Here is a 19914-nt window from a genome sequence, read left to right as displayed (position 1 = left end):
CGTTGTTTTGGCTTCAGACTGATTTTTCTCCGCTTGTGGTAAATACTTACCTGTAACAGACTTCTAAGTGTGGTCGACGACGCTGAGTTCGCAAACGGACAATTCTGTAAAGGGGAAAAGATGAGTCAGGTATTGATTACGGGTGCTACCGGGTTAGTGGGCGATCATCTGCTGCGGCTGCTGATTCAGGATCGCCGCGTGAACTATATCGCCGCCCCGACGCGTCGACCGCTGGCGGACTTATCCGGCGTCTTTAATCCGCACGATCCTCAGCTGACCGACGCGCTGGCGCAGGTGCAGGATCCCATTGATATCGCCTTTTGCTGTCTGGGCACCACGCGGCGGGAGGCGGGCAGCAAAGAGGCCTTTATCCACGCCGACTATACGCTGGTGGTGGATACCGCACTCACGGCGAAAAAGCTGGGCGCCAAACATTTTCTGGTGGTCAGCGCCCTGGGCGCCAGTGCCGGGTCGCCTTTCTTCTACAACAAGGTGAAGGGCAAGATGGAGGATGCGCTGATTGCGCAGAAATGGGAGCAGCTGACGATTGTGCGCCCTTCGATGCTGATCGGCCACCGGGACGAACGCCGGTTTAACGAGTCGATATTTGCCCCGCTGTTTCGCATTCTTCCCGGCAACTGGAAATCCATCGAGGCGCGGGACGTCGCGCGCGCGATGCTAAAAGAGGGGCTGGCCCCGTCGAAAGCGGGTGTTAACATTATCCCTTCGGCAAAACTGCGTGAAATCGCGCAGGGCGAGGCGTAAACTCCCCCGGCTAATAACCTAATACTCTCCGGGGAATGCTATGACTGGTCAGTCTTCATCTCAGGCGGCAACACCTGTCCAATGGTGGAAGCCCGCACTCTTCTTTCTCGTGGTCATTGTTGGCCTCTGGTACGTGAAATGGCAGCCGTACTACGGCAAAGCCTTCACTGCCGCCGAAACGCACAGCATCGGTAAATCTATTCTCGCTCAGGCTGATTCCAGCCCGCTGCAGGCGGCGTGGGACTATGCCATGGTCTACTTCCTTGCCGTCTGGAAGGCCGCCGTTTTAGGCGTCATTCTGGGCTCGCTGATTCAGGTGCTTATCCCTCGTAACTGGCTGGTGAAAACCCTTGGGCAGCCGCGCTTTCAGGGCACGCTGCTGGGGACGATTTTCTCCCTGCCGGGGATGATGTGTTCCTGCTGCGCCGCGCCCGTGGCCGCAGGGATGCGGCGTCAGCACGTGTCGATGGGCGGCGCGCTGGCGTTCTGGATGGGGAACCCGCTGCTCAACCCGGCGACGCTGGTGTTTATGGGCTTTGTGCTGGGATGGCATTTCGCGTTCATCCGCCTGGTCGCCGGGCTGCTGACCGTGCTGGTGGTGGCGACGCTGGTGCAAAAACTGGTCAAGGATACTGCCGCAGAACCCGCAGCCGTTGAGCTGGACGTCAGCGAGCCGCAGGGTGGCTTCTTTGCGCGCTGGGGCAGGGCGCTATGGCAGCTGTTCTGGAGCACCATCCCGGTCTATATCCTGGCGGTACTGGTTCTGGGGGCGGCGCGCGTCTGGCTCTTCCCGCATGCGGATGGCGCTATCGACAACACGCTGATGTGGGTCATTGCGATGGCCGTTGCGGGCTGCCTGTTTGTGATCCCAACGGCGGCGGAAATCCCGATTGTTCAGACCATGATGCTGGCCGGTATGGGCACCGCGCCGGCGCTGGCGCTGCTGATTACGCTGCCGGCGATAAGCCTGCCGTCGCTTATCATGCTGCGTAAGTCGTTCCCGGCGAAAGCGCTGTGGCTGACCGCAGGGCTGGTGGCGTTGAGCGGGGTGATTGTGGGCAGTATTGCGTTGATGTAAAAAAAGCCCGGTGGCGCTGGCGCTTACCGGGCCTACAAAAAAATCCCCTCAAGCGAGGGGATTTTTTTTATTTGATGTAAGTAAACGCGGTGGTGACGTGCTTCACGCCGCTCACCCGGCTGGCGATATCCGCCGCCGCTTTCCCTTCACGGTCGGTCACCAGACCCAGCAGGAACACTTCGCCGTTTTCAGTCGTCACTTTCACGTTGGAAGATTTCACCTGGTCCGAGCCCAGCAGCTGGGAACGCACTTTGGTGGTGATCCAGGTATCGGAAGAGGCGTCACCCAGGCCAATTGGCTTGCCCTGGCGCACTTCGTTAAACACCTCTGTGGTTCCTTCTACGCCCATCGCAATCTGTTTCGCACGCGAGGCGAGCTCCAGATTTGGCGCCTGGCCTGCCAGCAGCACTTTGCCCTGATAAGCCGTCACGTTGATACGCGCTTCTTTCTTGATTTGTTCGTCTTTCGACAGCGCACTGTTGACGCGCAGCTCCAGCGTACCGTCATCCACCTGTGTCCCCACGGTGCGTGGATCGGTTGCCGCTTTGGTGCCTACCGCGGCGGTACCCACAACGGCCGCAGCGATACATCCCTGAAGCAGTAATGCAGACATAAGGACTGCGAGGGTCGATAAAGCCTTCATAAGAACTCCTTAATCATCCTGGTGAGGGAAAAGCGTGTTATCGATCAAATCACATAAGCAGTTCACCGTAAGCATATGCATCTCCTGAATACGCGCGCTTCGGTGAGAAGGAATGCGGATTTCCACATCCTGCGGCCCAAGCAGACCCGCCAGCTCACCCCCGTCATAGCCGGTTAAGGCCACGATGGTCATGTCGCGGGTGACGGCGGCTTCAACGGCTTTGACAATGTCCCGGCTGTTGCCGCGCGTGGAGATGGCCAGCAGCACATCTCCCGCATGACCCAGGGCTCGCACCTGCTTTGCGTAAATTTCGTCATGCAGACGATCGTTAGCAATCGCCGTTAAGACCACATTATCGGTATTAAGTGCAATGGCGGGTAAACTCGGGCGTTCTGTTTCAAAGCGATTGATCATGCTGGCAGCAAAATGCTGTGCGTTGGCGGCTGACGTGCCGTTGCCACAACAGAGAATTTTGTTGCCATTAAGCAGGGATTGCACCAGCGTCATTGCGGCACGCGAGATAGCATCCGGAAGGGCTTCCGCCGCGGCAATCTGAGTCTGGATGCTTTCTGTGAAGCACACTTTAATTCTTTCGAGCACGTTATCCCTTTTAAATCTTAATTATGCGTCTTCGCCAAAAGCGTTTTTAAGCCATTCGATCTCATTTCCGGTGAAGGCTATCACATCGAACCGGCAATCCACAGTATCAAAGCTCCCATTATGGCGGGCAAGCCACAAGTGGGCAGTCTGTAATAATTTATGTTGTTTGGCGAGCGTCACGCTGGCGGCAGCACCGCCAAAACGGGAGGACTGTCGAAAACGGACTTCTACAAACACGATGACCTGACCCTCTTTCATGATCAGATCAATTTCGCCGCCGCGCCCGCGGACGTTAGCGGCGATAAAGCGCAGTCCTTTGCCTTCAAGCCAGCGACGCGCCTTTAACTCCCACGCATCGCCGGTCTCTTTACGGCTTAACTGGCCGGGACGATTTGCCCCTGCTGGTATTTGAGCCATGATAACTTCCTGTTGATCACGCAGTCCTGAGTCGCGGTCAGATCGCCGGTGTTGCCGTTAAGCTCAAAGCCCGGCACCTGACGCATTTGGGTAAAGTGGTTCGCCAGCGCCCATGCATCGACACCCATCGCATACAGACGCGCCAGCGAATAATCGTTACGTACGGTACTCAGCGCCTGCTGCATCAGCGCCGGGTTGCTGCCTGCCAGCATCGGGATTTCGCTGTACTGCAGACCGTCCATTTCCAGACGGAAATCCGGGCCTGCGGTGCCCTGCGCGCTGCGCGAGCTGGCGTAGAGCGTTGCGCCGCTCTGGCTGCCGTTACGCATCGCGATCATCGGTTTGATAAAGGCGATCTCCTGAGGCGTGGCAACGATATAGGCCGCATCCACTTTACCGCCACCGCTAATCTGCGCGTCGGTAGGCGGGGCAGGGATCGTCAGGCCGCCAATCGTCACGCCCTGCTGCTGCGGCAGGCTCGCGGTGACAGGGCTGCCGTTGAGCGCGATACCCGCTCCACCGTTTACGCCCGCGCGCAGTTCAGAGACGGAACCGAATTTCTGCTGCAGCACCACGCCACCGCCGAGCTTCTGCCACTCATCGGCAAAGGCATTGGCCACGCGATCGCCCAGCGCGCTGCGTGGGATGAGCAGCAGCGGAGCCTGTTTACCCTGCTCGTGAATATGACGCGCCGCATCGCGGGCTTCATCTTCAGGGGAAAGCGCGAAGTAGCAAATATTGGCTCGGTTCTGAACCTGCTCAGGCTGGTTGAGCGCCAGCACGTTCAGCGTGGTATTGCTCTTCATCAGCTCTTCCACGTTGTTTTTCAGCAGCGGACCGACAATGATGCTCGCCCCGTCTTGTTGAACCTGCGCCAGAACCTGATCAAGCGGCTGCGAGCTGGTGTCGTAAATTTTCAACTCAGCGCCCGGGTTGGCGCTGGTGGTTGCCACGGCCTGCGGCTGCGCAGCAGGTTGGGCCGCGGGTTGTGCAGGCTGCGGTTGAGTCTGTTCTGCTGTTGCGTCAGGCGCTGGCGCCGCTTGCGTCTCGGCCGGAGCCTGAGCAGCAGGTGCTGTAGTAGCCGGGGCTGCCGCAGCCGGTGCAGCTGTAGCCGGAGGCGTCGTCGGGGCCGTCACCGGGTTTTGCATCGTACCCTGCGCCGGCGCTTGCGCCGTGGTCAGGTCGCTGGTCTCCGCTGCGGACGGGCTGACCACATCATTCACGTTAGCCGCCTGGGCCGCCTGCGCGGGAACCGCGCTGCCGGTTACCGAAGTGGTACCGTTTTTCGCGGCTTCAAAGCCCTGCTGAATGGTACGGCCAAACACCGCCGCCTGGCCGTTGAGCGGCAGAAGCAGGGCGATTTTGCTGGTGGACGCTGGCTTAAAGTTCTGCACGTTTACCAGCTGGGTTGGCAGCATTTTCGCCCCCGGGTTTTGCGGGTAGCGCGTCTGCCAGTCCGTAATACCGGCTTTCAGCATCTTTGGATCGCTGCGGTTGTTAAACCACATCTGCTGCAGATCCAGCCAGCCCTGAAGGACGTTTTCATCGGCGTTGATGACCAGCGCCTGCGCCTGTTCCTGGGTCATCGAGGCAAGCGCTTGCCAGGTGGCATCAATATTTTTCTGCTTATCGGCACCGCCGAGCAGCGGCTCTTGCGCGACGAGGGCGCGGAGCAGCGTGAGAGAAGGGCGCCCCTGCTCAGCGGTAATGCCCGCCTGCCAGAAGCGAGCCTGCTGATTTTTATCCAGCGCGCTCACGTCAATGTCACCGAGGATCTTCTTCGCGGCGGCGTAATCTTTCAGCGCGACCTTCAGCTCGGCAGAGAGCAGGCTCTGCTCACGACGCTGGGCGTCGTTAAGATCTTTTGGCAACTGGTTAAACAGTTCGGCTGCCTGCTGGGTTTTACCCTCTTTCAGCAGTGCACGAATGGCGAGTAATTGCCAGTTGGTCTTGGTATCATTTGAACTCTGCGACATTTGTTGCAGATAAAAGCCAGAATCAGCCTGAGCAGACCCCTGAAGATGGGCGGTGCTCTGGTCAGGTGCCTGGGTGCCACAGCCTGCAAAGATCAGGGCTGCCAGCAGAAGCGGCACGCTGCGCGTGGCTTTTTTTCGAAGAAACGTTAACGGTACCATACTGTATCCAGTGATTTTTTTTACGCAATGCTCAATATTAAATCGGCAATACGGACGAAACAATGAAACAACACGAAACGGCAGATAATTCTCAAGGCCAGCTTTATATTGTACCTACTCCTATCGGGAATTTGTCTGATATTACCCAACGTGCGCTCACCGTACTGCAAGCTGTTGATTTAATTGCTGCTGAAGATACCCGCCACACCGGCCTGCTGCTGCAACATTTCGCGATTAACGCCCGTCTGTTTGCTCTGCACGATCACAATGAGCAACAAAAAGCCGAAACGCTGGTGGCGAAGCTGAAAGAGGGGCAGAACATTGCCCTGGTCTCCGACGCCGGTACGCCGCTGATCAACGATCCCGGCTATCACCTGGTGCGTACCTGTCGTGAAGCCGGTATTCGCGTTGTGCCGCTGCCGGGGCCGTGCGCTGCTATTGCTGCGCTGAGCGCCGCGGGTCTGCCGTCTGACCGTTTCTGCTATGAAGGCTTCCTGCCTGCCAAATCCAAAGGCCGCCGTGACGTGTTAAAAGATCTGGAAGCGGAACCGCGCACCCTGATTTTCTACGAATCCACGCACCGCCTGCTGGAGAGCCTGGAAGATATGGTGACCGTCTGGGGAGAAGCCCGCTACGTGGTGCTGGCGCGCGAGCTGACCAAAACCTGGGAAACCATTCACGGTGCCCCAGTGGGTGAACTGCTGGCGTGGGTGAAGGAAGACGAAAACCGCCGCAAGGGTGAAATGGTGCTGATCGTCGAAGGGCATAAGGCGCAGGAAGACGCGCTCCCTGCCGACGCGCTGCGCACGCTGGCATTGCTGCAAGCGGAACTGCCGCTGAAGAAGGCCGCTGCGCTGGCGGCGGAAATTCACGGCGTGAAGAAAAATGCGCTGTATAAACATGCGCTGGAGCAGCAGGGGGAGTAAGCCCCTGCCGCCTGTTTTGCCGGTTGGCGGCTGCGCCTAACCCGGCCTGCAGATCGTTATGCGTCTTTTAGCCAACAGGTATCGCCTCAACCTGGAAGGTTTGCGGCGTGTCCGGCGGGTTATCTAAATGCGGGATAGATGTGGTGCGAAAAATCACGTCACCGGTGCCGGGTTAAACACCGCCAGCTGATTATGTAATCCCCATTGATCCGAGAAAGTTTTCTTCCGCCCGCTTGCGACATCCAGAATGAAGTGGAACAGTTTCCAGCCCACGTCCTCAATGCTCTCTTCCCCGGTGGCGATGGTGCCCGCGTTGATGTCCATTAAGTCATACCAGCGGTTTGCCAGCTCGGTACGGGTCGCCATCTTGATCACCGGCACCGCCATCAGGCCGTACGGCGTGCCGCGCCCGGTGGTAAAGACCTGTACCGTAATGCCGGACGCCACCTGCTGCGTGCCGCAGACGAAATCGCTGGCCGGCGTTGCCGCGTAGATCAGGCCGCGCTTCGTCGGGCGCTGGCCCGGAGAGAGCACTTCCACAATCGCGCTCTGGCCGGATTTGGCAATGGAGCCGAGTGCTTTTTCCACTACGTTTGCCAGGCCGCCTTTTTTGTTCCCCGGAGACGGGTTGGCGCTGCGGTCGGTTTTGCCCATATCGAGATAGCTATCGTACCAGGCCATTTCCTCAAGCAGGCGCTTGCCGACCTCTTCATTAACGGCGCGTGGCGTGAGCAGATGGATGGCGTCACGCACTTCGGTCACCTCGGAGAACATGACCGTGGCGCCGCAGCGAACAAGCAGATCGGACGCATAGCCCACCGCCGGATTGGCCGTTACGCCGGAGAAGGCATCGCTGCCGCCGCACTGGGTGCCCACCACCAAATCAGACGCGGGGCAGGTTTCGCGCTGGCGCTTGTTGAGCTTGTCCAGATGGCGTTCAGCCACCTGCAGGATATCGTCGACCATTGAGCGGAAACCCACGTGGCGTTCGTCCTGCAGACGCACGATGCTGGCCTCGTCTGCCGGAATGGCTTTGACATCTTCGGTGCCCTGCAGCAGGCGCTCTGGCTGCAATTTTTCACACCCCAGACCAATTACCATCACCTCGCCGCCAAAGTTCGGGTTGAGGGCAATATTGTGAATGGTGCGGATCGGCACTATCGCAGCGGGTGCGTTAATCGCCACGCCGCAGCCGTAGAGGTGGTTCAGGCCCACCACGCCGTCGACGTTCGGGTATTTCGGCAGCAGATCGCGTTCGATGATTTTCACCACGTAATCCACTACGCCCGCCACGCAGTGCACGCTGGTGGTAATGCCGAGCAGATTCTTGGTGCCGACGCTGCCGTCCGCGTTGCGGTAGCCTTCGAAGGTATAGCCCTCCAGCGGAGGAAGCGGTTCCGGCACGCGGGTCGCCAGCGGAAGCGTGTTCAGCGGCGGCGCTTCCGGCAGCGCCACCAGCGACTCCTCAACCCAGCTCCCCTGCGGTATAGAGCGAACGGCATAGCCGATGACTTCACCGTAACGTACGATTTCGCTGTTAGCAGGGATATCCACCAGGGCAACTTTATGTCCCTGCGGAATATGCTCAATCAGTTCCAGCCCGTCCGGGAAGCGGGTGCCCGCTTTTAAGCCATTGTCGTTGACAATAATCGCCACATTATCGGTGTCGTGGACTTTTATATAAAACGCCGTCGGCGATGCCTGTCGAATTTCAATGTCGGCCATTGTTCAGTATTCTCCAGCAAAGTGTCTGATAATAAATTCAGCCAATTTTCAAAGGGCAGAAATAAATGCGCGGCTTTCAGAAATAAAGCATGTCAGCATAGGGGATATGAAAATGTGATCGCGATCGCTCCAGAACCAGTAATGCCTGATTCTGTGCATTAGCGCCCAGCGCCTTGTGCATATGCAAAAAAATTTATCGAAGTGTAACGCAATACTTGAGCATTAAAACAATGTGCGGTCGTGGATTGCGTCTTATACTGAATGACGATTTTATAACGCCAAAATACGTCAGAATAATAAATATAATGCTGGTGCGGTGTCTGAATAAATAAAATGATACTGAAAAAGGCTGCGGAATAAAAAAGGTAAATACGATGAGTAACGATATCTTCCCGAATAAATTTAAAGCGGCCCTCGCGGCACACCAGATTCAGATTGGCTGCTGGTCCGCGCTGGCAAACCCAATCAGCACCGAAGTGCTGGGCCTGGCCGGTTTTGACTGGCTGGTGCTGGACGGCGAACATGCGCCGAACGATATCAGCACCTTTATTCCGCAGCTGATGGCGCTGAAAGGCAGCCTCAGCGCCCCGGTAGTGCGCGTGCCAACTAACGAGCCGGTGATTATCAAGCGCCTGCTGGATATCGGTTTCTACAACTTCCTGATCCCGTTTGTGGAGACGGAAGAACAAGCGGCCCTGGCCGTAGCCTCAACGCGCTATCCGCCAGAAGGGATCCGCGGCGTTTCCGTTTCGCATCGCGCCAATATGTTTGGCACCGTGCCGGACTACTTCGCGCAGTCCAATAACAACATCACTATTCTGGTTCAGATCGAGAGCCAGCAGGGCGTTGATAGCGTTGACGCGATTGCAGCCACAAACGGCGTGGACGGTATCTTCGTCGGCCCAAGCGATCTGGCGGCCGCTTTTGGCCATCTGGGTAACGCCAGCCACCCTGACGTGCAGCGCGCGATCCAGCACATCTTTGCCCGCGCTAAAGCACACGGCAAACCGTGCGGCATTCTGGCACCGGTTGAGGCTGACGCCCGTCGCTATCTGGAGTGGGGAGCCACGTTTGTTGCCGTCGGCAGCGACCTCGGGGTATTCCGCTCGGCCACGCAGAAATTAGCCGACGCTTTTAAAAAATAACCATCATTGAGGAAACAGATTATGACGCTAAAAGTGGGTTTTATTGGCCTGGGGATCATGGGTAAACCAATGAGTAAGAACCTCATCAAAGCGGGTTACTCACTGGTGGTATCCGATCACAATCCGCAGGCCGTGGCAGAGGTGATAGCGGCGGGCGCTGAAACGGCCACCACCGCGAAGGCCATTGCCGAGCAGTGCGATGTCATCATCACCATGCTGCCCAACTCCCCGCATGTTAAAGAGGTTGCGCTGGGTGAGAACGGCATTATCGACGGTGCGAAGCCGGGCCTGGTGCTGATTGATATGAGTTCTATTGCGCCGCTTGCAAGCCGTGAAATCAGCGAGGCGTTAAAAGCGAAGGGCGTCGATATGCTGGATGCGCCGGTCAGCGGCGGTGAGCCGAAAGCGATCGACGGCACGCTGTCGGTGATGGTCGGCGGTGATAAAGCCATTTTCGATAGATACTACGACCTGATGAAAGCCATGGCGGGCTCGGTGGTGCATACCGGGGACATCGGGGCGGGTAATGTGACCAAGCTGGCAAACCAGGTGATTGTGGCGCTGAACATTGCCGCCATGTCCGAAGCGCTGACGCTGGCAACCAAAGCGGGCGTTAATCCGGACCTGGTTTATCAGGCCATTCGCGGCGGTCTGGCGGGCAGTACCGTGCTGGATGCCAAAGCGCCGATGGTGATGGATCGTAATTTCAAGCCGGGATTCCGCATTGACCTGCACATTAAAGATCTGGCGAACGCGCTGGATACGTCACATGGCGTGGGCGCACAGCTGCCGCTGACCGCTGCGGTCATGGAGATGATGCAGGCGCTGCGTGCCGATGGCCTGGGCACGGCCGATCACAGCGCGATTGCGTGCTACTACGAAAAACTGGCGAAGGTGGAAGTGGCGCGTTAATCACGCCTTGCCTACACCTTAAGGTGACAGCGGCGCGCAAACCCTCTATACTGCGCGCCGAAGCTGACCAGACAGTCGCCGCTTCGTCGTCGTCCCTTTCGGGGGAGACGGGCGGAGGGGAGGAAAGTCCGGGCTCCATAGGGCAGGGTGCCAGGTAACGCCTGGGGGGGAAACCCACGACCAGTGCAACAGAGAGCAAACCGCCGATGGCCCGCGCAAGCGGGATCAGGTAAGGGTGAAAGGGTGCGGTAAGAGCGCACCGCGCGGCTGGTAACAGTCCGTGGCACGGTAAACTCCACCCGGAGCAAGGCCAAATAGGGGTTCACAAGGTACGGCCCGTACTGAACCCGGGTAGGCTGCTTGAGCCAGTGAGCGATTGCTGGCCTAGATGAATGACTGTCCACGACAGAACCCGGCTTATCGGTCAGCTTCAACTTCTTCTAAAACAATACGTTGGTGTGTCTCAGGCCTTCATAGGTGAAAATGTGACACAGACTGTGATACAAACGAGGCACACCAACGGCTGTTCCATCCCGAATATTCTAAAGCGCGGCAACCGCTACTGCCTTCATTTCCGACTACCTTCAGGCGGTTTTTTTCGCGTGTCTCTGGGCTGCGATTCAGCCAGCAGAGCAAGGTTTATATCTTCCCGTCTCACTATGTTCATTTCTCTTGTAAAATCGTCCAAGATGGAGCCAGCCCTACTATTGGACATAGTGCATAAAATGAAGAAATTAGAACAAAAAGACATTGATGATTATTTGCTCAGTATTCAGGCCGCTTTTTATTCCGCAGCAAAAAAAATTCCAACAAATGTACGTAAGAGACTGCGTAGCTCGACTTCATTAACTTATGAAAAAAGTAACGTCACCCTCTTAGGGGAGGTGCTTGGTGATACTTTCACAACGGATGGTCCAGCTTTATCGGAAGACTCTGTTATTGAACATCTTAGCAGGCAGTATGACATTACAGGCATGGCGGAGGAGATCGATTATATAGCCTCGGAATATGACCTCATGTGGAAACATTATTGTGATGCACATGTAGCCTTTCTTGATTCCCGACATTCTGAATATCGGCAGATCCTTAGCTCTTTGCGACCAGAGAATGACTACGCTCCCGCTGTGGTCGATAAACCTGAAAAAACATTGGCCTCCGAACTGACAGTATCTCAGGCATGGAAGGGATTTCTTGAGTTCAAGTCAGACTGGAAACCTAAGATTCGGCAAGGCAATGAAAAATATTTCGAAGTAATTGAGGCTGTTCTGGGGGCTGAAACACTAGTTACGAGCATTACCCGTCGTGATATTAAAAATTTGCTTGAAGTGGTCGAAGGCCTTCCTCGACAAAACAAGAAACCATACAACAGGATGGGGGCCCAGCAGTGTTTGGACTTGGATGAAGTACCAGAAGATGATTTGGTATCCTCAAAAACCGTCAAAGATTACCTGAAACTCTGTCAAGGATTGTTCTCTACGTACCTGACTGGTGAACTTGATGTTCTTGAATCATCGCCGACAAATAATGTTAAGTATGAATCAAAGAGTAAAGGTTACGGCGTATACAGCCAAACTGAAATGCGAAAATTGGTTACACATTTCGAAACGTTGGACGGCTGGAAGAAATGGGGGTTCCTGCTTCTGGCATATACTGGCGCTCGTAGAAGTGAAATCGCTAACCTGAAGGTATCGGATGTTCGCTTAGACGATGATAGCCAGCGATACTACATTATGATTGAGGACAGCAAAACGGAAGCTGGTATTCGGCAGGTTCCTATTTCGCTTCGCCTAATCGATATGGGATTTTTGAATTACCTAGAGGGCAAACATCGTAGCGACAAGCTATTCCCTGAAATTTCGTATAGCAACCAGGTAACACGGATCTTCCACGCGATAAGAGACAACTTGGAAATTGATTATCTTAATGATTTCAAAGAAAGGCGCATTGTACATAGCTTTCGGCATACCTTTATTACTGAAGCCTTATCAAAAAATAATGCCCTTACTCTTGTTCAGCAAACTGTTGGGCATGAACATTCAGGTCATAAGGAAACACAGACTTATACGGACAGAATGAGGATTTCCGACTTGATTTCGGTGATAGATAGTATTAACTGGATTTAATGAGAATGCTTCTCATTTGTGGTGTTTTGTGGTAAAATATACTTCTCGTGCAACAGAGCTGAAGAGAGACAATATTGTACCTTGAATTCAATTTGCCTGCGTTTAACCCCCCGTCCCTTGATGAACGTAAACGCATGGCAACGATCCTGAAGTCAGCCAGATTAACGCTGACAACTTCCCGCATTAATGTTTTATACCATCTAACCAGAACTGTTATTCCAAGTACGGCCTTCGAACTTTCAAAACTCCTGAACGTCCCACTTTCAACTACACACCGCAATTTGTCTGTACTGTCTAAGGCTGGTTTGGCTGACTACATCATTGACCGCTCAGGCGTATCTCGCTGGTTCTTGGTCTCAGCTAACCACCCTAATTTTTGCCCCTGCTGCAATCAGGAATATACTAGCGCCAGCCAGGCCCTTGCGAAACATAAAATCCAGTGGTAATCTGGTAGAGATTTCTGTTGCAAAGCAGAAACTTTTCTGAGTAAAAAATTTTATGATGCCTGTATTCCAACACCAGAAATGGTGCGGGACTGCTGGGCTTTTTGCGTTTCTTTTTCCTACTGGTTTTTATTAATACCTATATAAGGATCTACATCAATCTGACACTCTAGAAGGAGGCGTATGCAGCAATCTGTCTTATCTGTACAACAACCTACTAATGTACTGACATCTCACCGTGACAATGGTCATTACACACTGATCCATTCCTCAACCTATCTCCACGATGGTTTGACCTATAAGCTTAACCATAATCCGTTAAATAAGCGTAGCAGTCCGATACGAAAAGAAATTATCGACCGGTTTATTGACCAGCTTCGCGCTATGTTGTCGCACTATAACGAACTGTATGGATTCCGCTTTGATTTGTCTGTCCCTGAAGGGATGTCTGTTGATGAAAGCAACAAACTTATTAGCCAGTTGTTTACTCGTCTGCGAGGTGAGTTCACTGCAAAAACCTGGAACAATCAGCCAATTAAAAAATTCGCATATGGCTGGGTTCGTGAGAAAGAAAGGGCTAAACAAGTTCATTACCACTGCTGGATAGCTTTACCATATTTCCAGGTAAACACTGCTGGCTTTGAAGACAAAGGGATTATTGGAAGGGTAAGCCGTATCTGGTCAGAACTCACGAATGGAGTTTCCCGTGTCCATCTTCCCGATGATGGATATAGAATCAAAAGAGATGATCACGATTCACTTGTTAAGATGGTCAAGCGGGTATCATACCTTGCCAAGAATCGTGGTAAGTATTCTAATGGCAAAGGACAGCAAACATTCTCAGCTTCGAGGGTCAGATTTAAAGCGGTTAATACAATGCATTAAAATCCCTCACATAAGGTCCTGTGTTCAATTTTTGATGCTAGGTAGTACCCTTCCATTGCTTGCATGGTAAAATCCTCTCAGGGAGGCTCACAGGCCACCAGGTAGGGCTCTTTATCCTCTATCTCTTCTTAAATTTAATTTATTGAATGTAATTCTCAATCTTGCTTAATAAACAATCAAAGGGCTATCGCATTCATCAGCGTAGCCCTTTATTTGTTTTCTCATTTCTATTGGCGATTAAACATACTAGATTTTAGAAAACTGTGTTGGTCTAATTGACAACATGAAATCTATAATTACGCAGAGCTCTCAGATTTCTGTCTGGTTGGTCATTTCATCTGGTAGCGCCATTTCTTAACAACTAAATCAATTTGTTCCAAACTCATCGCTTTATGTTGCCACCCTTGGTCGAAGTTGACATCGTTAGAGCGAGGCAGTTGCTCTGCCTGTAAACTACGAATCATAACTCTTGTTGGCAGTGTAGCAGCTTGACCAACAAAAATAGCTTCTTGACGTCTAAGGCCTGAAAGCATTTTAGTAAGACCTGACATTGAGTCCGGCAACACGCTTCTAACGTGCTCTCGGTCAGTGTCATTGGTAATCCTCAGCACAATCCATGAGTTGCATTGAGATAAAACTGTAGCTTCAACTTCACTTGGTCTTTGTGATACTAGCAGCAGGCCAACACCATATTTACGACCCTCTTTTGCAATCCGACGAATGGCGGATTGTGCAGCTTCATATTGTGCATCACCTCGATTAGGTACATATCGATGCGCCTCTTCACAGACTAATAATACCGGGCTGGTTTGGCGCTCGTCTTCTGTTTGCCAAATTTTAATTTGGAATACAATCCTCGCAATTGCCGCGCTTGCAACTCCAGCCACCTCATTTGGCACACCGGAAAGGTCAACTATCTGTACGGTTGTTTTTTCAGTCAAAAATTGATTAACGATAACTGGTAATGGATCCTGCCCCTCGTCCCAGTTCTCCATCATAAATTTAAGTCGACCATCTTTTAATAAAGAGTCGATCTTTCGGATCACTTTACTAAAATCTTCATGCTTGCTTTTGTCTTTTCCTTCGGGTCTTTGTAAGTTGATAGCACCAATTAAACCTTCTGTATACAATACGCCATCCTTATAACCAAAATGGTCTAAACCTTCAGTACTCCCTAAAATATATGGTATAGGTGAGTCCACGGTTAATCTTCTTTTATCAAGATCGAGTTTTTCTGCTGTTTGCTCTCGTACATAGATTAAAGCATTCTTAATAATATTAGATTGGGACGTCGCTGCAAATTCTGTTTTCCCAATGAATAAACCTAATGATTCCTCAAGGTCAAGTAGCCAGTAAGGTAATTTTAAGGTCCCTTCATCTGTAGATAAGCGCTGATGATTTGAAAATGCTTTCCCATATTCATTATGTGGGTCGAGAATAATAATCTGGGGGTGCCAGTGTTTGTGTTGAGCAATTTCGCCACGCTCAAGAATACTATGAATTACAGCAGCTACTGTTCCTGATTTACCAGCACCAGTTGATCCTAAAATCGCAGTGTGTTTGCCGACCAGTTCGTTAAGTTCCGCATAACATGGAGCACCACCCGAACCAACATGCTCGCCAAGTTGAATTACTGCACCTTTAGCATCACCATATATAAATCTAAGCTCTAACTTTGGTGTAAGATAAATAGTTTGCTGTGGGAGGGGGTAAGTGGCAACCCCACGTTCAAAATCGAGGGCTAAAATTCCTTCAGACTTTAAACGCCATTCCCCTTCACCAAATAAATCGGCTTCAATTATTCTTTCATCTGAGGCGACTACAGGTATTCCTTTTTCAATTTGATAATCTGATTTCATACGTAAGCGACTAACCAAGCCGTAGATGGAGCGTCGGCCAAAATGGATTTTAATTATTGAGCCAAATTGACCTATGGGATAGTTCTCCCCAGCAAAAACTCTAGATAAATCTGAAATAGAAGGATCAAGCTCTGCAATTATGCGTGAACCATCAACTTCAATGATTTTACCTATTGCCAAATTCTCAATTGGTTTTGTGTATTTTTTATCCATATTAAACTCCACCTTCAAGAATTTGTGTTAGGTTTTCAAATTTCCACCACTCAATGCTATCTGATGATTTCAAAACTTGTGCTGCATGAAAAAAACCTTTATCAGCAAATATTAATACTTGTTCATTTATAGTGCTATCTTCATGCCATTTTTTCAGAACACCGTTTGGTTGTGTATCGCTAGTGAAAGCTACTAACGTCAAGTTACCCTTTGAGGATTTCAATCCCCGCTCAATTTCTAAATTAATATGAGAATCACCGAAGCTATAACCCGTAACTAGCAAAACTTTTTGGTTTCCGTTAGTGGGGTTTAAAACAAGACGAGCACGTTGTAGCAGATTTGCATATGGATCAAGTTGAGTTTCTCGATACTTTGTTGACGCTGGCCAAATCATTATTTTGGCGGTTTGTTTCTTATTGCATTTAAGATGTGGGGCGATACGTATAGGTGTGGTAGATGACGGATGTTCGGCCCAATTTATTGAACCATGTAATTTGAATACTCGTGCGTCTAAGGGCATTTTATCGAAGGTAGTTGGCGACCACCATCCAGAAACGCCCCCTTCAAGACCGTCCGCATATCTTAATTCAGATAATGCTAAAGCATCCTCGATCAGGGTGTCATAATTCATTACTAAGTAATCGACACTTCCTGCATGGCTTTCTTTCCCTGGCCTCATCGGGCGATGAAGTGCTTTCACAAATCTTTCATGAATTTCGGAGTCAACTTCAATGTTGATTACTTCAAAAATAGCTAACTTAATTTCATCAATTGCCGCAATCAATTGCCTGTGGTTATATTCTGCATCACCAATTTTCACATTACTGGAATCAATACCTCGCGTTATGCGACGTGAAGTAATAGCTAACCAATCGACAAGTTCACTTAAATAATCTTCGATATGTGATGTAGGGTTTGCTCCGGCAAATGAAGATTGAATAGATCGAAGTATCTCCTTCGAATCCACCGAAAGCTTATCACTTTCTAATGCCTTATTAGTCAATTGGTTAGTTAAGGGTAGCCCAGCACAGGCACTACTACCAGCACCTACTAAAACAGCTTTGGAATGTGAAAGTAGCTCCTCAAGTTTGTTTAAAGCACCTCTAAATTCCTTGTCATCAAAAATAGTAGTGTCAAAAGCCATACTCTCTCCATAAATGTTATTCGTAAACACAATCAAGAAGTTAAGACACTGAAGAATTGTAAATTATCTGATTTATTTTTAGCTGGCTCAGATCACACTTAACGCTTTATTTTTGTGAGTAATGATTAAGTTTAAATTAGAACAAGTTAACTATTCCAGTGTCGCTTTACAGTGGCAATCCCTAATCCTAACGCAGAAGCAACCTTGGCCTGGCTTAGTCCCGTAGCTTTAGATTCTTGTACACGTTTATACGTTTGTTTTGCAACAGGGCGGCCCAACTTTTTGCCTTCTTTCCTCGCTCGTTCTAGGCCCTCTTTGGTGCGTTCTGTGATACGGGATTTTTCAAATTCAGCAAATGCCGAGAACATTTGCAGCATCAATTTTCCTTCTGAACTGGAAAGGTTACTCGCAGGCAGATCCAGAGAAACAACATCAATCCCTTTGTCTACAAGCATCGCGATTGTTTGTTGCACATCGATGTTGTCACGCCCTAAGCGATCCAACTTGAGGACAACTAACTTATCCCCGACTTCCAGTTTATGGTTAACGAGGTCGGAGAAGGCCTTACGCTTCATTGCCTGTACACCACCTGAAACGACTTCTGACACAACACGATTATCAAGCACTTCATAGCCAGCCTGACGAATCGCCATGATCTGGTTTTCGGTTGTCTGCTCGCTGGTGGAAACACGGCAATATGCAAATGTGCGGCTCATAACATTTCCTTGAAAGGTATCAATAAACGGTATCATAATTGATCTGTGGTATCTGTATGTCAATAGGGTATTTTGTTGATACCGATTTTGACGGGGATAAGTTAGTATCGTAAAACGTTCGATTGTTGATACCAGTGAATCAGCACAATGAAACAGGTCTCTGATATTTGGAAAACATGAACGGTGCAACTTTCATACAGTGAGGGGGCGCTTGATCGATATGCGTACACTCGGGGGATATTTGGAGAATAGAAACCATTACAGGGTTTAGCGTTGAAGAGGCTGATAGAGTGGCTGAGGGAGTTAGGAGGTGAAGGGGCTCACCTCCAGGGATACATAATTTAGCAATCAGAGCAGATGCTTAGAAAACCTGATTATTAATCATCCACCTCGACCGTATAGCGCCCACCGTGGTCTTTAATGATGTAAGTATATAAATCATCGCAGAACACTTTGACCGAGCCACCAAACGCGGCAGGGTAAACTCCATTTACTGTATTGCACTTGTAACCAGCCTGGCGGATCACCAATTGGCTCTCTGCCTTGAGTTCAGGTGAACCTCCGTCAGCAAAAACCCCGCCACAAACACTAAGTCCCAGAAATACCGCAAGAATCTTCTTCATATTAGCCTCCATAGCCGAATAATTTAGTGGGTCATCGGCAACAACGCTGATGACTTGTAATTACTTTAATCGATCGAAATAATAAAATCGATCGGTAAAATTGATCAATGTGGTTACTATAATCTTGTGTGCAAAATTTGTGCGCTACACCACTGATACACTAACAAACCCGAGATAGGAGAGATGAAGATGCGAGGCTATGCAGTTATGTTTTGTGTTCTGTTGACGGCATTCAACGCTGACGCAGGCCGTATAACGATGAGCAACCCGAAACAGTCCACCACTGAGAACGGTCACACATTGTGCGTCTACTCCAACAGCATCTACAGCTTTATTTATGTCACCAGATCGAAGCACTGTCCTTTTTCGAAAAGTTTTGATGTAAGTGAAAGTGAATAGATTTCAACAAATTAATACTCACAGCAGCATACAATATGGGAAAATCAACAGGGGTTAAGCCATAGGGTACGAACAAAATGATTCCATATTTCTTAGAGCACATTGATAAAATCAGCACTTTCATTTCTGCTTTTGCTGCACTGTTAACTGCCATAGCAACTTTTTTCTTATGGCGTGTAACCCGTATCTTGGCAGAAGAGACAAAGCGAATGGTCGACGCTTCCGAGCAGCCTCAAGTAGTGGCGACGCTGGAACCTAACGCATGGTCAATGCTTTACTTTGATATCAGTGTCGTTAACACCGGAAACGCGCCAGCTTTCAACATTGAGGTCACATTTGATCCTCCTCTTGAAAATGCCTCCCATCGAAAAGATAAAACTATCCCTTTAAAGCAAATAAGTGTCTTAAGAAATGGTCAACAAATGACCAGCAATCTATGTGAATACAAACAGATAGAAGGTAAGGTATTCCAAGTCAGCATTAGCTGGACCAAAAAACCAAACTCTACGGTGAAAGAGATCATGAGTTATACATACGACATGGCTTCCTTTGCTGGTATTAGTCAATTGGGTGCCAAAAACCCAATGACAGAAATTTCACAACAAATTAAAGGAATTCGTGAAGATTGGAAGCATATCGCGAAAGGTACGAGGCGAATTCAAACAGACATCTATGACTCAGAAGACAGAATTGATGAAAAAAAGATGAGAGATGAACGGCTTCAACTGGCTAGAGAAGAATGGGAAAGCAGGCAAGCCAATAAGAAAGAGTAGAGAATGAACCGTCGCTGATTGGCTTTATCTGCAACACAAAGTGGGATACAGTCTGCGACACAAGATACTCCAGCGCCGCAGATACCTGACGTATGGTTGAACGAAGCCGCCTTATCGGTCAGCTTCAACTTCTTAAAAAACCCCGCTTCGGCGGGGTTTTTGCTTTCCGGGTGTTGCTGACCGGGTAAGCGCAGCGCCGGACAAACGACATCAATTCTCATATTTGCGACATTAAGCACATTTCACTGTTTTTATCCCTTCCGTATCGCTCCTACATCTGTAGACGATCGCCATCACAAAATTTCACGCTAAAAAACACGCGATTTTTAGTATTGATGATTTGTTATGTTTGTTACCTTTATGATCCCGAAACTTTTCGCGTTTGATATG

18 protein-coding genes and 1 other RNA gene are annotated in these 19914 nt (G+C 50.5%); 10 read left to right on the top strand and 9 right to left on the bottom strand.

The genetic code is table 11. The annotated features are described in order from the left end of the window. Window positions 1-120: 120 nt before the first annotated feature. Window positions 121-765 (top strand): NAD(P)H-binding protein, encoded by a 645-nt coding sequence (locus NI40_RS19555; RefSeq protein ID WP_033146736.1) that lies wholly within the window; start codon window positions 121-123, stop codon window positions 763-765. A 40-nt stretch (window positions 766-805) separates the two neighbouring features. After that, the gene (locus NI40_RS19550; protein ID WP_039260439.1) at window positions 806-1843 is read left to right on the top strand and encodes a permease; all 1038 of its coding nucleotides are present in this window, start codon (window positions 806-808) and stop codon (window positions 1841-1843) included. Between the two features lie 67 nt (window positions 1844-1910). Here NI40_RS19550 and dolP read toward each other — a convergent pair whose 3' ends face one another. Genes dolP through NI40_RS19530 form a run of 4 tightly spaced genes read right to left on the bottom strand, consistent with a single transcriptional unit; the run spans window position 1911 to window position 5638 of the window. After that, window positions 1911-2486, bottom strand: a complete 576-nt coding sequence (gene dolP / locus NI40_RS19545) for a division/outer membrane stress-associated lipid-binding lipoprotein (protein ID WP_029739641.1) — start codon at window positions 2484-2486, stop codon at window positions 1911-1913. 9 nt (window positions 2487-2495) lie between these two features. Next, the gene (gene diaA / locus NI40_RS19540; RefSeq protein WP_003861754.1) at window positions 2496-3086 is read right to left on the bottom strand and encodes a DnaA initiator-associating protein DiaA; all 591 of its coding nucleotides are present in this window, start codon (window positions 3084-3086) and stop codon (window positions 2496-2498) included. Window positions 3087-3107: 21 nt separating this feature from the next. Continuing rightward, on the bottom strand, window positions 3108-3503 hold the full coding sequence (locus NI40_RS19535; protein ID WP_025756731.1) for a YraN family protein: 396 nt from the start codon (window positions 3501-3503) through the stop codon (window positions 3108-3110). Then, a complete protein-coding gene (locus tag NI40_RS19530) occupies window positions 3461-5638 on the bottom strand; it encodes a penicillin-binding protein activator (protein WP_039260441.1) in 2178 nt (725 codons plus the stop codon). Before NI40_RS19530 ends, NI40_RS19535 begins: the two co-directional genes overlap by 43 nt. Before the next feature lie 62 nt (window positions 5639-5700). On the opposite strand from NI40_RS19530, the gene rsmI reads away from it, so the two are divergent. Further along, complete coding sequence (rsmI, locus tag NI40_RS19525) at window positions 5701-6564, top strand: 16S rRNA (cytidine(1402)-2'-O)-methyltransferase (protein WP_023309315.1); 864 nt, start codon at window positions 5701-5703, stop codon at window positions 6562-6564. Between the two features lie 153 nt (window positions 6565-6717). Here rsmI and garD read toward each other — a convergent pair whose 3' ends face one another. Then, window positions 6718-8289 (bottom strand): galactarate dehydratase, encoded by a 1572-nt coding sequence (gene garD / locus NI40_RS19520; RefSeq protein WP_039260443.1) that lies wholly within the window; start codon window positions 8287-8289, stop codon window positions 6718-6720. 374 nt (window positions 8290-8663) lie between these two features. On the opposite strand from garD, the gene garL reads away from it, so the two are divergent. The 5 genes from garL to NI40_RS19500 all read left to right on the top strand — a co-directional run bounded on the left by garL (window position 8664) and on the right by NI40_RS19500 (window position 13797). Beyond that, complete coding sequence (garL, locus tag NI40_RS19515) at window positions 8664-9434, top strand: 2-dehydro-3-deoxyglucarate aldolase (protein ID WP_039260444.1); 771 nt, start codon at window positions 8664-8666, stop codon at window positions 9432-9434. Window positions 9435-9455: 21 nt separating this feature from the next. After that, complete coding sequence (gene garR, locus NI40_RS19510) at window positions 9456-10346, top strand: 2-hydroxy-3-oxopropionate reductase (RefSeq protein ID WP_023309302.1); 891 nt, start codon at window positions 9456-9458, stop codon at window positions 10344-10346. Between the two features lie 59 nt (window positions 10347-10405). Beyond that, an RNA gene (gene rnpB, locus NI40_RS22280) (RNase P RNA component class A) lies at window positions 10406-10782 on the top strand. Window positions 10783-11071: 289 nt separating this feature from the next. Further along, window positions 11072-12469 (top strand): site-specific integrase, encoded by a 1398-nt coding sequence (locus NI40_RS19505; protein WP_236918788.1) that lies wholly within the window; start codon window positions 11072-11074, stop codon window positions 12467-12469. 626 nt (window positions 12470-13095) lie between these two features. Further along, the gene (locus tag NI40_RS19500) at window positions 13096-13797 is read left to right on the top strand and encodes a YagK/YfjJ domain-containing protein (protein WP_039260449.1); all 702 of its coding nucleotides are present in this window, start codon (window positions 13096-13098) and stop codon (window positions 13795-13797) included. Between the two features lie 329 nt (window positions 13798-14126). Here the strand turns inward: NI40_RS19500 and NI40_RS19495 are convergent, their stop codons facing one another. The 4 genes from NI40_RS19495 to NI40_RS19480 form a co-directional block, all read right to left on the bottom strand. Then, window positions 14127-15869, bottom strand: a complete 1743-nt coding sequence (locus NI40_RS19495; RefSeq protein ID WP_039260451.1) for an ATP-binding protein — start codon at window positions 15867-15869, stop codon at window positions 14127-14129. A 1-nt stretch (window position 15870) separates the two neighbouring features. Next, entirely contained in the window at window positions 15871-17013 is a 1143-nt protein-coding gene (locus NI40_RS19490) for an SIR2 family protein (protein ID WP_039260453.1), read from the bottom strand. Between the two features lie 146 nt (window positions 17014-17159). Next, on the bottom strand, window positions 17160-17729 hold the full coding sequence (locus NI40_RS19485; protein WP_039260455.1) for a recombinase family protein: 570 nt from the start codon (window positions 17727-17729) through the stop codon (window positions 17160-17162). A gap of 377 nt (window positions 17730-18106) precedes the next feature. Continuing rightward, window positions 18107-18352: a hypothetical protein gene (locus NI40_RS19480; protein WP_039260456.1), complete on the bottom strand. Its 246-nt coding sequence runs from the start codon at window positions 18350-18352 to the stop codon at window positions 18107-18109. A gap of 207 nt (window positions 18353-18559) precedes the next feature. Between NI40_RS19480 and NI40_RS24375 the strand changes: the two genes are divergently transcribed. Together NI40_RS24375 and NI40_RS19475 are read left to right on the top strand one after the other, a co-directional pair. Continuing rightward, on the top strand, window positions 18560-18751 hold the full coding sequence (locus tag NI40_RS24375; protein WP_376781729.1) for a hypothetical protein: 192 nt from the start codon (window positions 18560-18562) through the stop codon (window positions 18749-18751). 77 nt (window positions 18752-18828) lie between these two features. Then, entirely contained in the window at window positions 18829-19524 is a 696-nt protein-coding gene (locus tag NI40_RS19475; RefSeq protein ID WP_039260457.1) for a hypothetical protein, read from the top strand. Window positions 19525-19914 lie beyond the last annotated feature (390 nt).

The sequence above is a fragment of the Enterobacter sp. E20 genome, from assembly GCF_000801755.2.
In the GTDB taxonomy this organism is placed as follows: domain Bacteria; phylum Pseudomonadota; class Gammaproteobacteria; order Enterobacterales; family Enterobacteriaceae; genus Enterobacter; species Enterobacter asburiae_B.
This window is presented reverse-complemented; position numbering and strand designations above follow the sequence as displayed.

Excerpts from the sequence above, each read along its gene's own strand:
- NI40_RS19555 (WP_033146736.1), top strand. The coding sequence starts at position 121 with ATGAGTCAGGTATTGATTACGGGTGCTACCGGGTTAGTGGGCGATCAT.
- NI40_RS19550 (WP_039260439.1), top strand. The coding sequence starts at position 806 with ATGACTGGTCAGTCTTCATCTCAGGCGGCAACACCTGTCCAATGGTGG.
- dolP (WP_029739641.1), bottom strand. The coding sequence starts at position 2,486 with ATGAAGGCTTTATCGACCCTCGCAGTCCTTATGTCTGCATTACTGCTT.
- NI40_RS19535 (WP_025756731.1), bottom strand. The coding sequence starts at position 3,503 with ATGGCTCAAATACCAGCAGGGGCAAATCGTCCCGGCCAGTTAAGCCGT.
- NI40_RS19530 (WP_039260441.1), bottom strand. The coding sequence starts at position 5,638 with ATGGTACCGTTAACGTTTCTTCGAAAAAAAGCCACGCGCAGCGTGCCG.
- rsmI (WP_023309315.1), top strand. The coding sequence starts at position 5,701 with ATGAAACAACACGAAACGGCAGATAATTCTCAAGGCCAGCTTTATATT.
- garD (WP_039260443.1), bottom strand. The coding sequence starts at position 8,289 with ATGGCCGACATTGAAATTCGACAGGCATCGCCGACGGCGTTTTATATA.
- garL (WP_039260444.1), top strand. The coding sequence starts at position 8,664 with ATGAGTAACGATATCTTCCCGAATAAATTTAAAGCGGCCCTCGCGGCA.
- garR (WP_023309302.1), top strand. The coding sequence starts at position 9,456 with ATGACGCTAAAAGTGGGTTTTATTGGCCTGGGGATCATGGGTAAACCA.
- NI40_RS19505 (WP_236918788.1), top strand. The coding sequence starts at position 11,072 with ATGAAGAAATTAGAACAAAAAGACATTGATGATTATTTGCTCAGTATT.
- NI40_RS19500 (WP_039260449.1), top strand. The coding sequence starts at position 13,096 with ATGCAGCAATCTGTCTTATCTGTACAACAACCTACTAATGTACTGACA.
- NI40_RS19495 (WP_039260451.1), bottom strand. The coding sequence starts at position 15,869 with ATGGATAAAAAATACACAAAACCAATTGAGAATTTGGCAATAGGTAAA.
- NI40_RS19490 (WP_039260453.1), bottom strand. The coding sequence starts at position 17,013 with ATGGCTTTTGACACTACTATTTTTGATGACAAGGAATTTAGAGGTGCT.
- NI40_RS19485 (WP_039260455.1), bottom strand. The coding sequence starts at position 17,729 with ATGAGCCGCACATTTGCATATTGCCGTGTTTCCACCAGCGAGCAGACA.
- NI40_RS19480 (WP_039260456.1), bottom strand. The coding sequence starts at position 18,352 with ATGAAGAAGATTCTTGCGGTATTTCTGGGACTTAGTGTTTGTGGCGGG.
- NI40_RS24375 (WP_376781729.1), top strand. The coding sequence starts at position 18,560 with ATGTTTTGTGTTCTGTTGACGGCATTCAACGCTGACGCAGGCCGTATA.
- NI40_RS19475 (WP_039260457.1), top strand. The coding sequence starts at position 18,829 with ATGATTCCATATTTCTTAGAGCACATTGATAAAATCAGCACTTTCATT.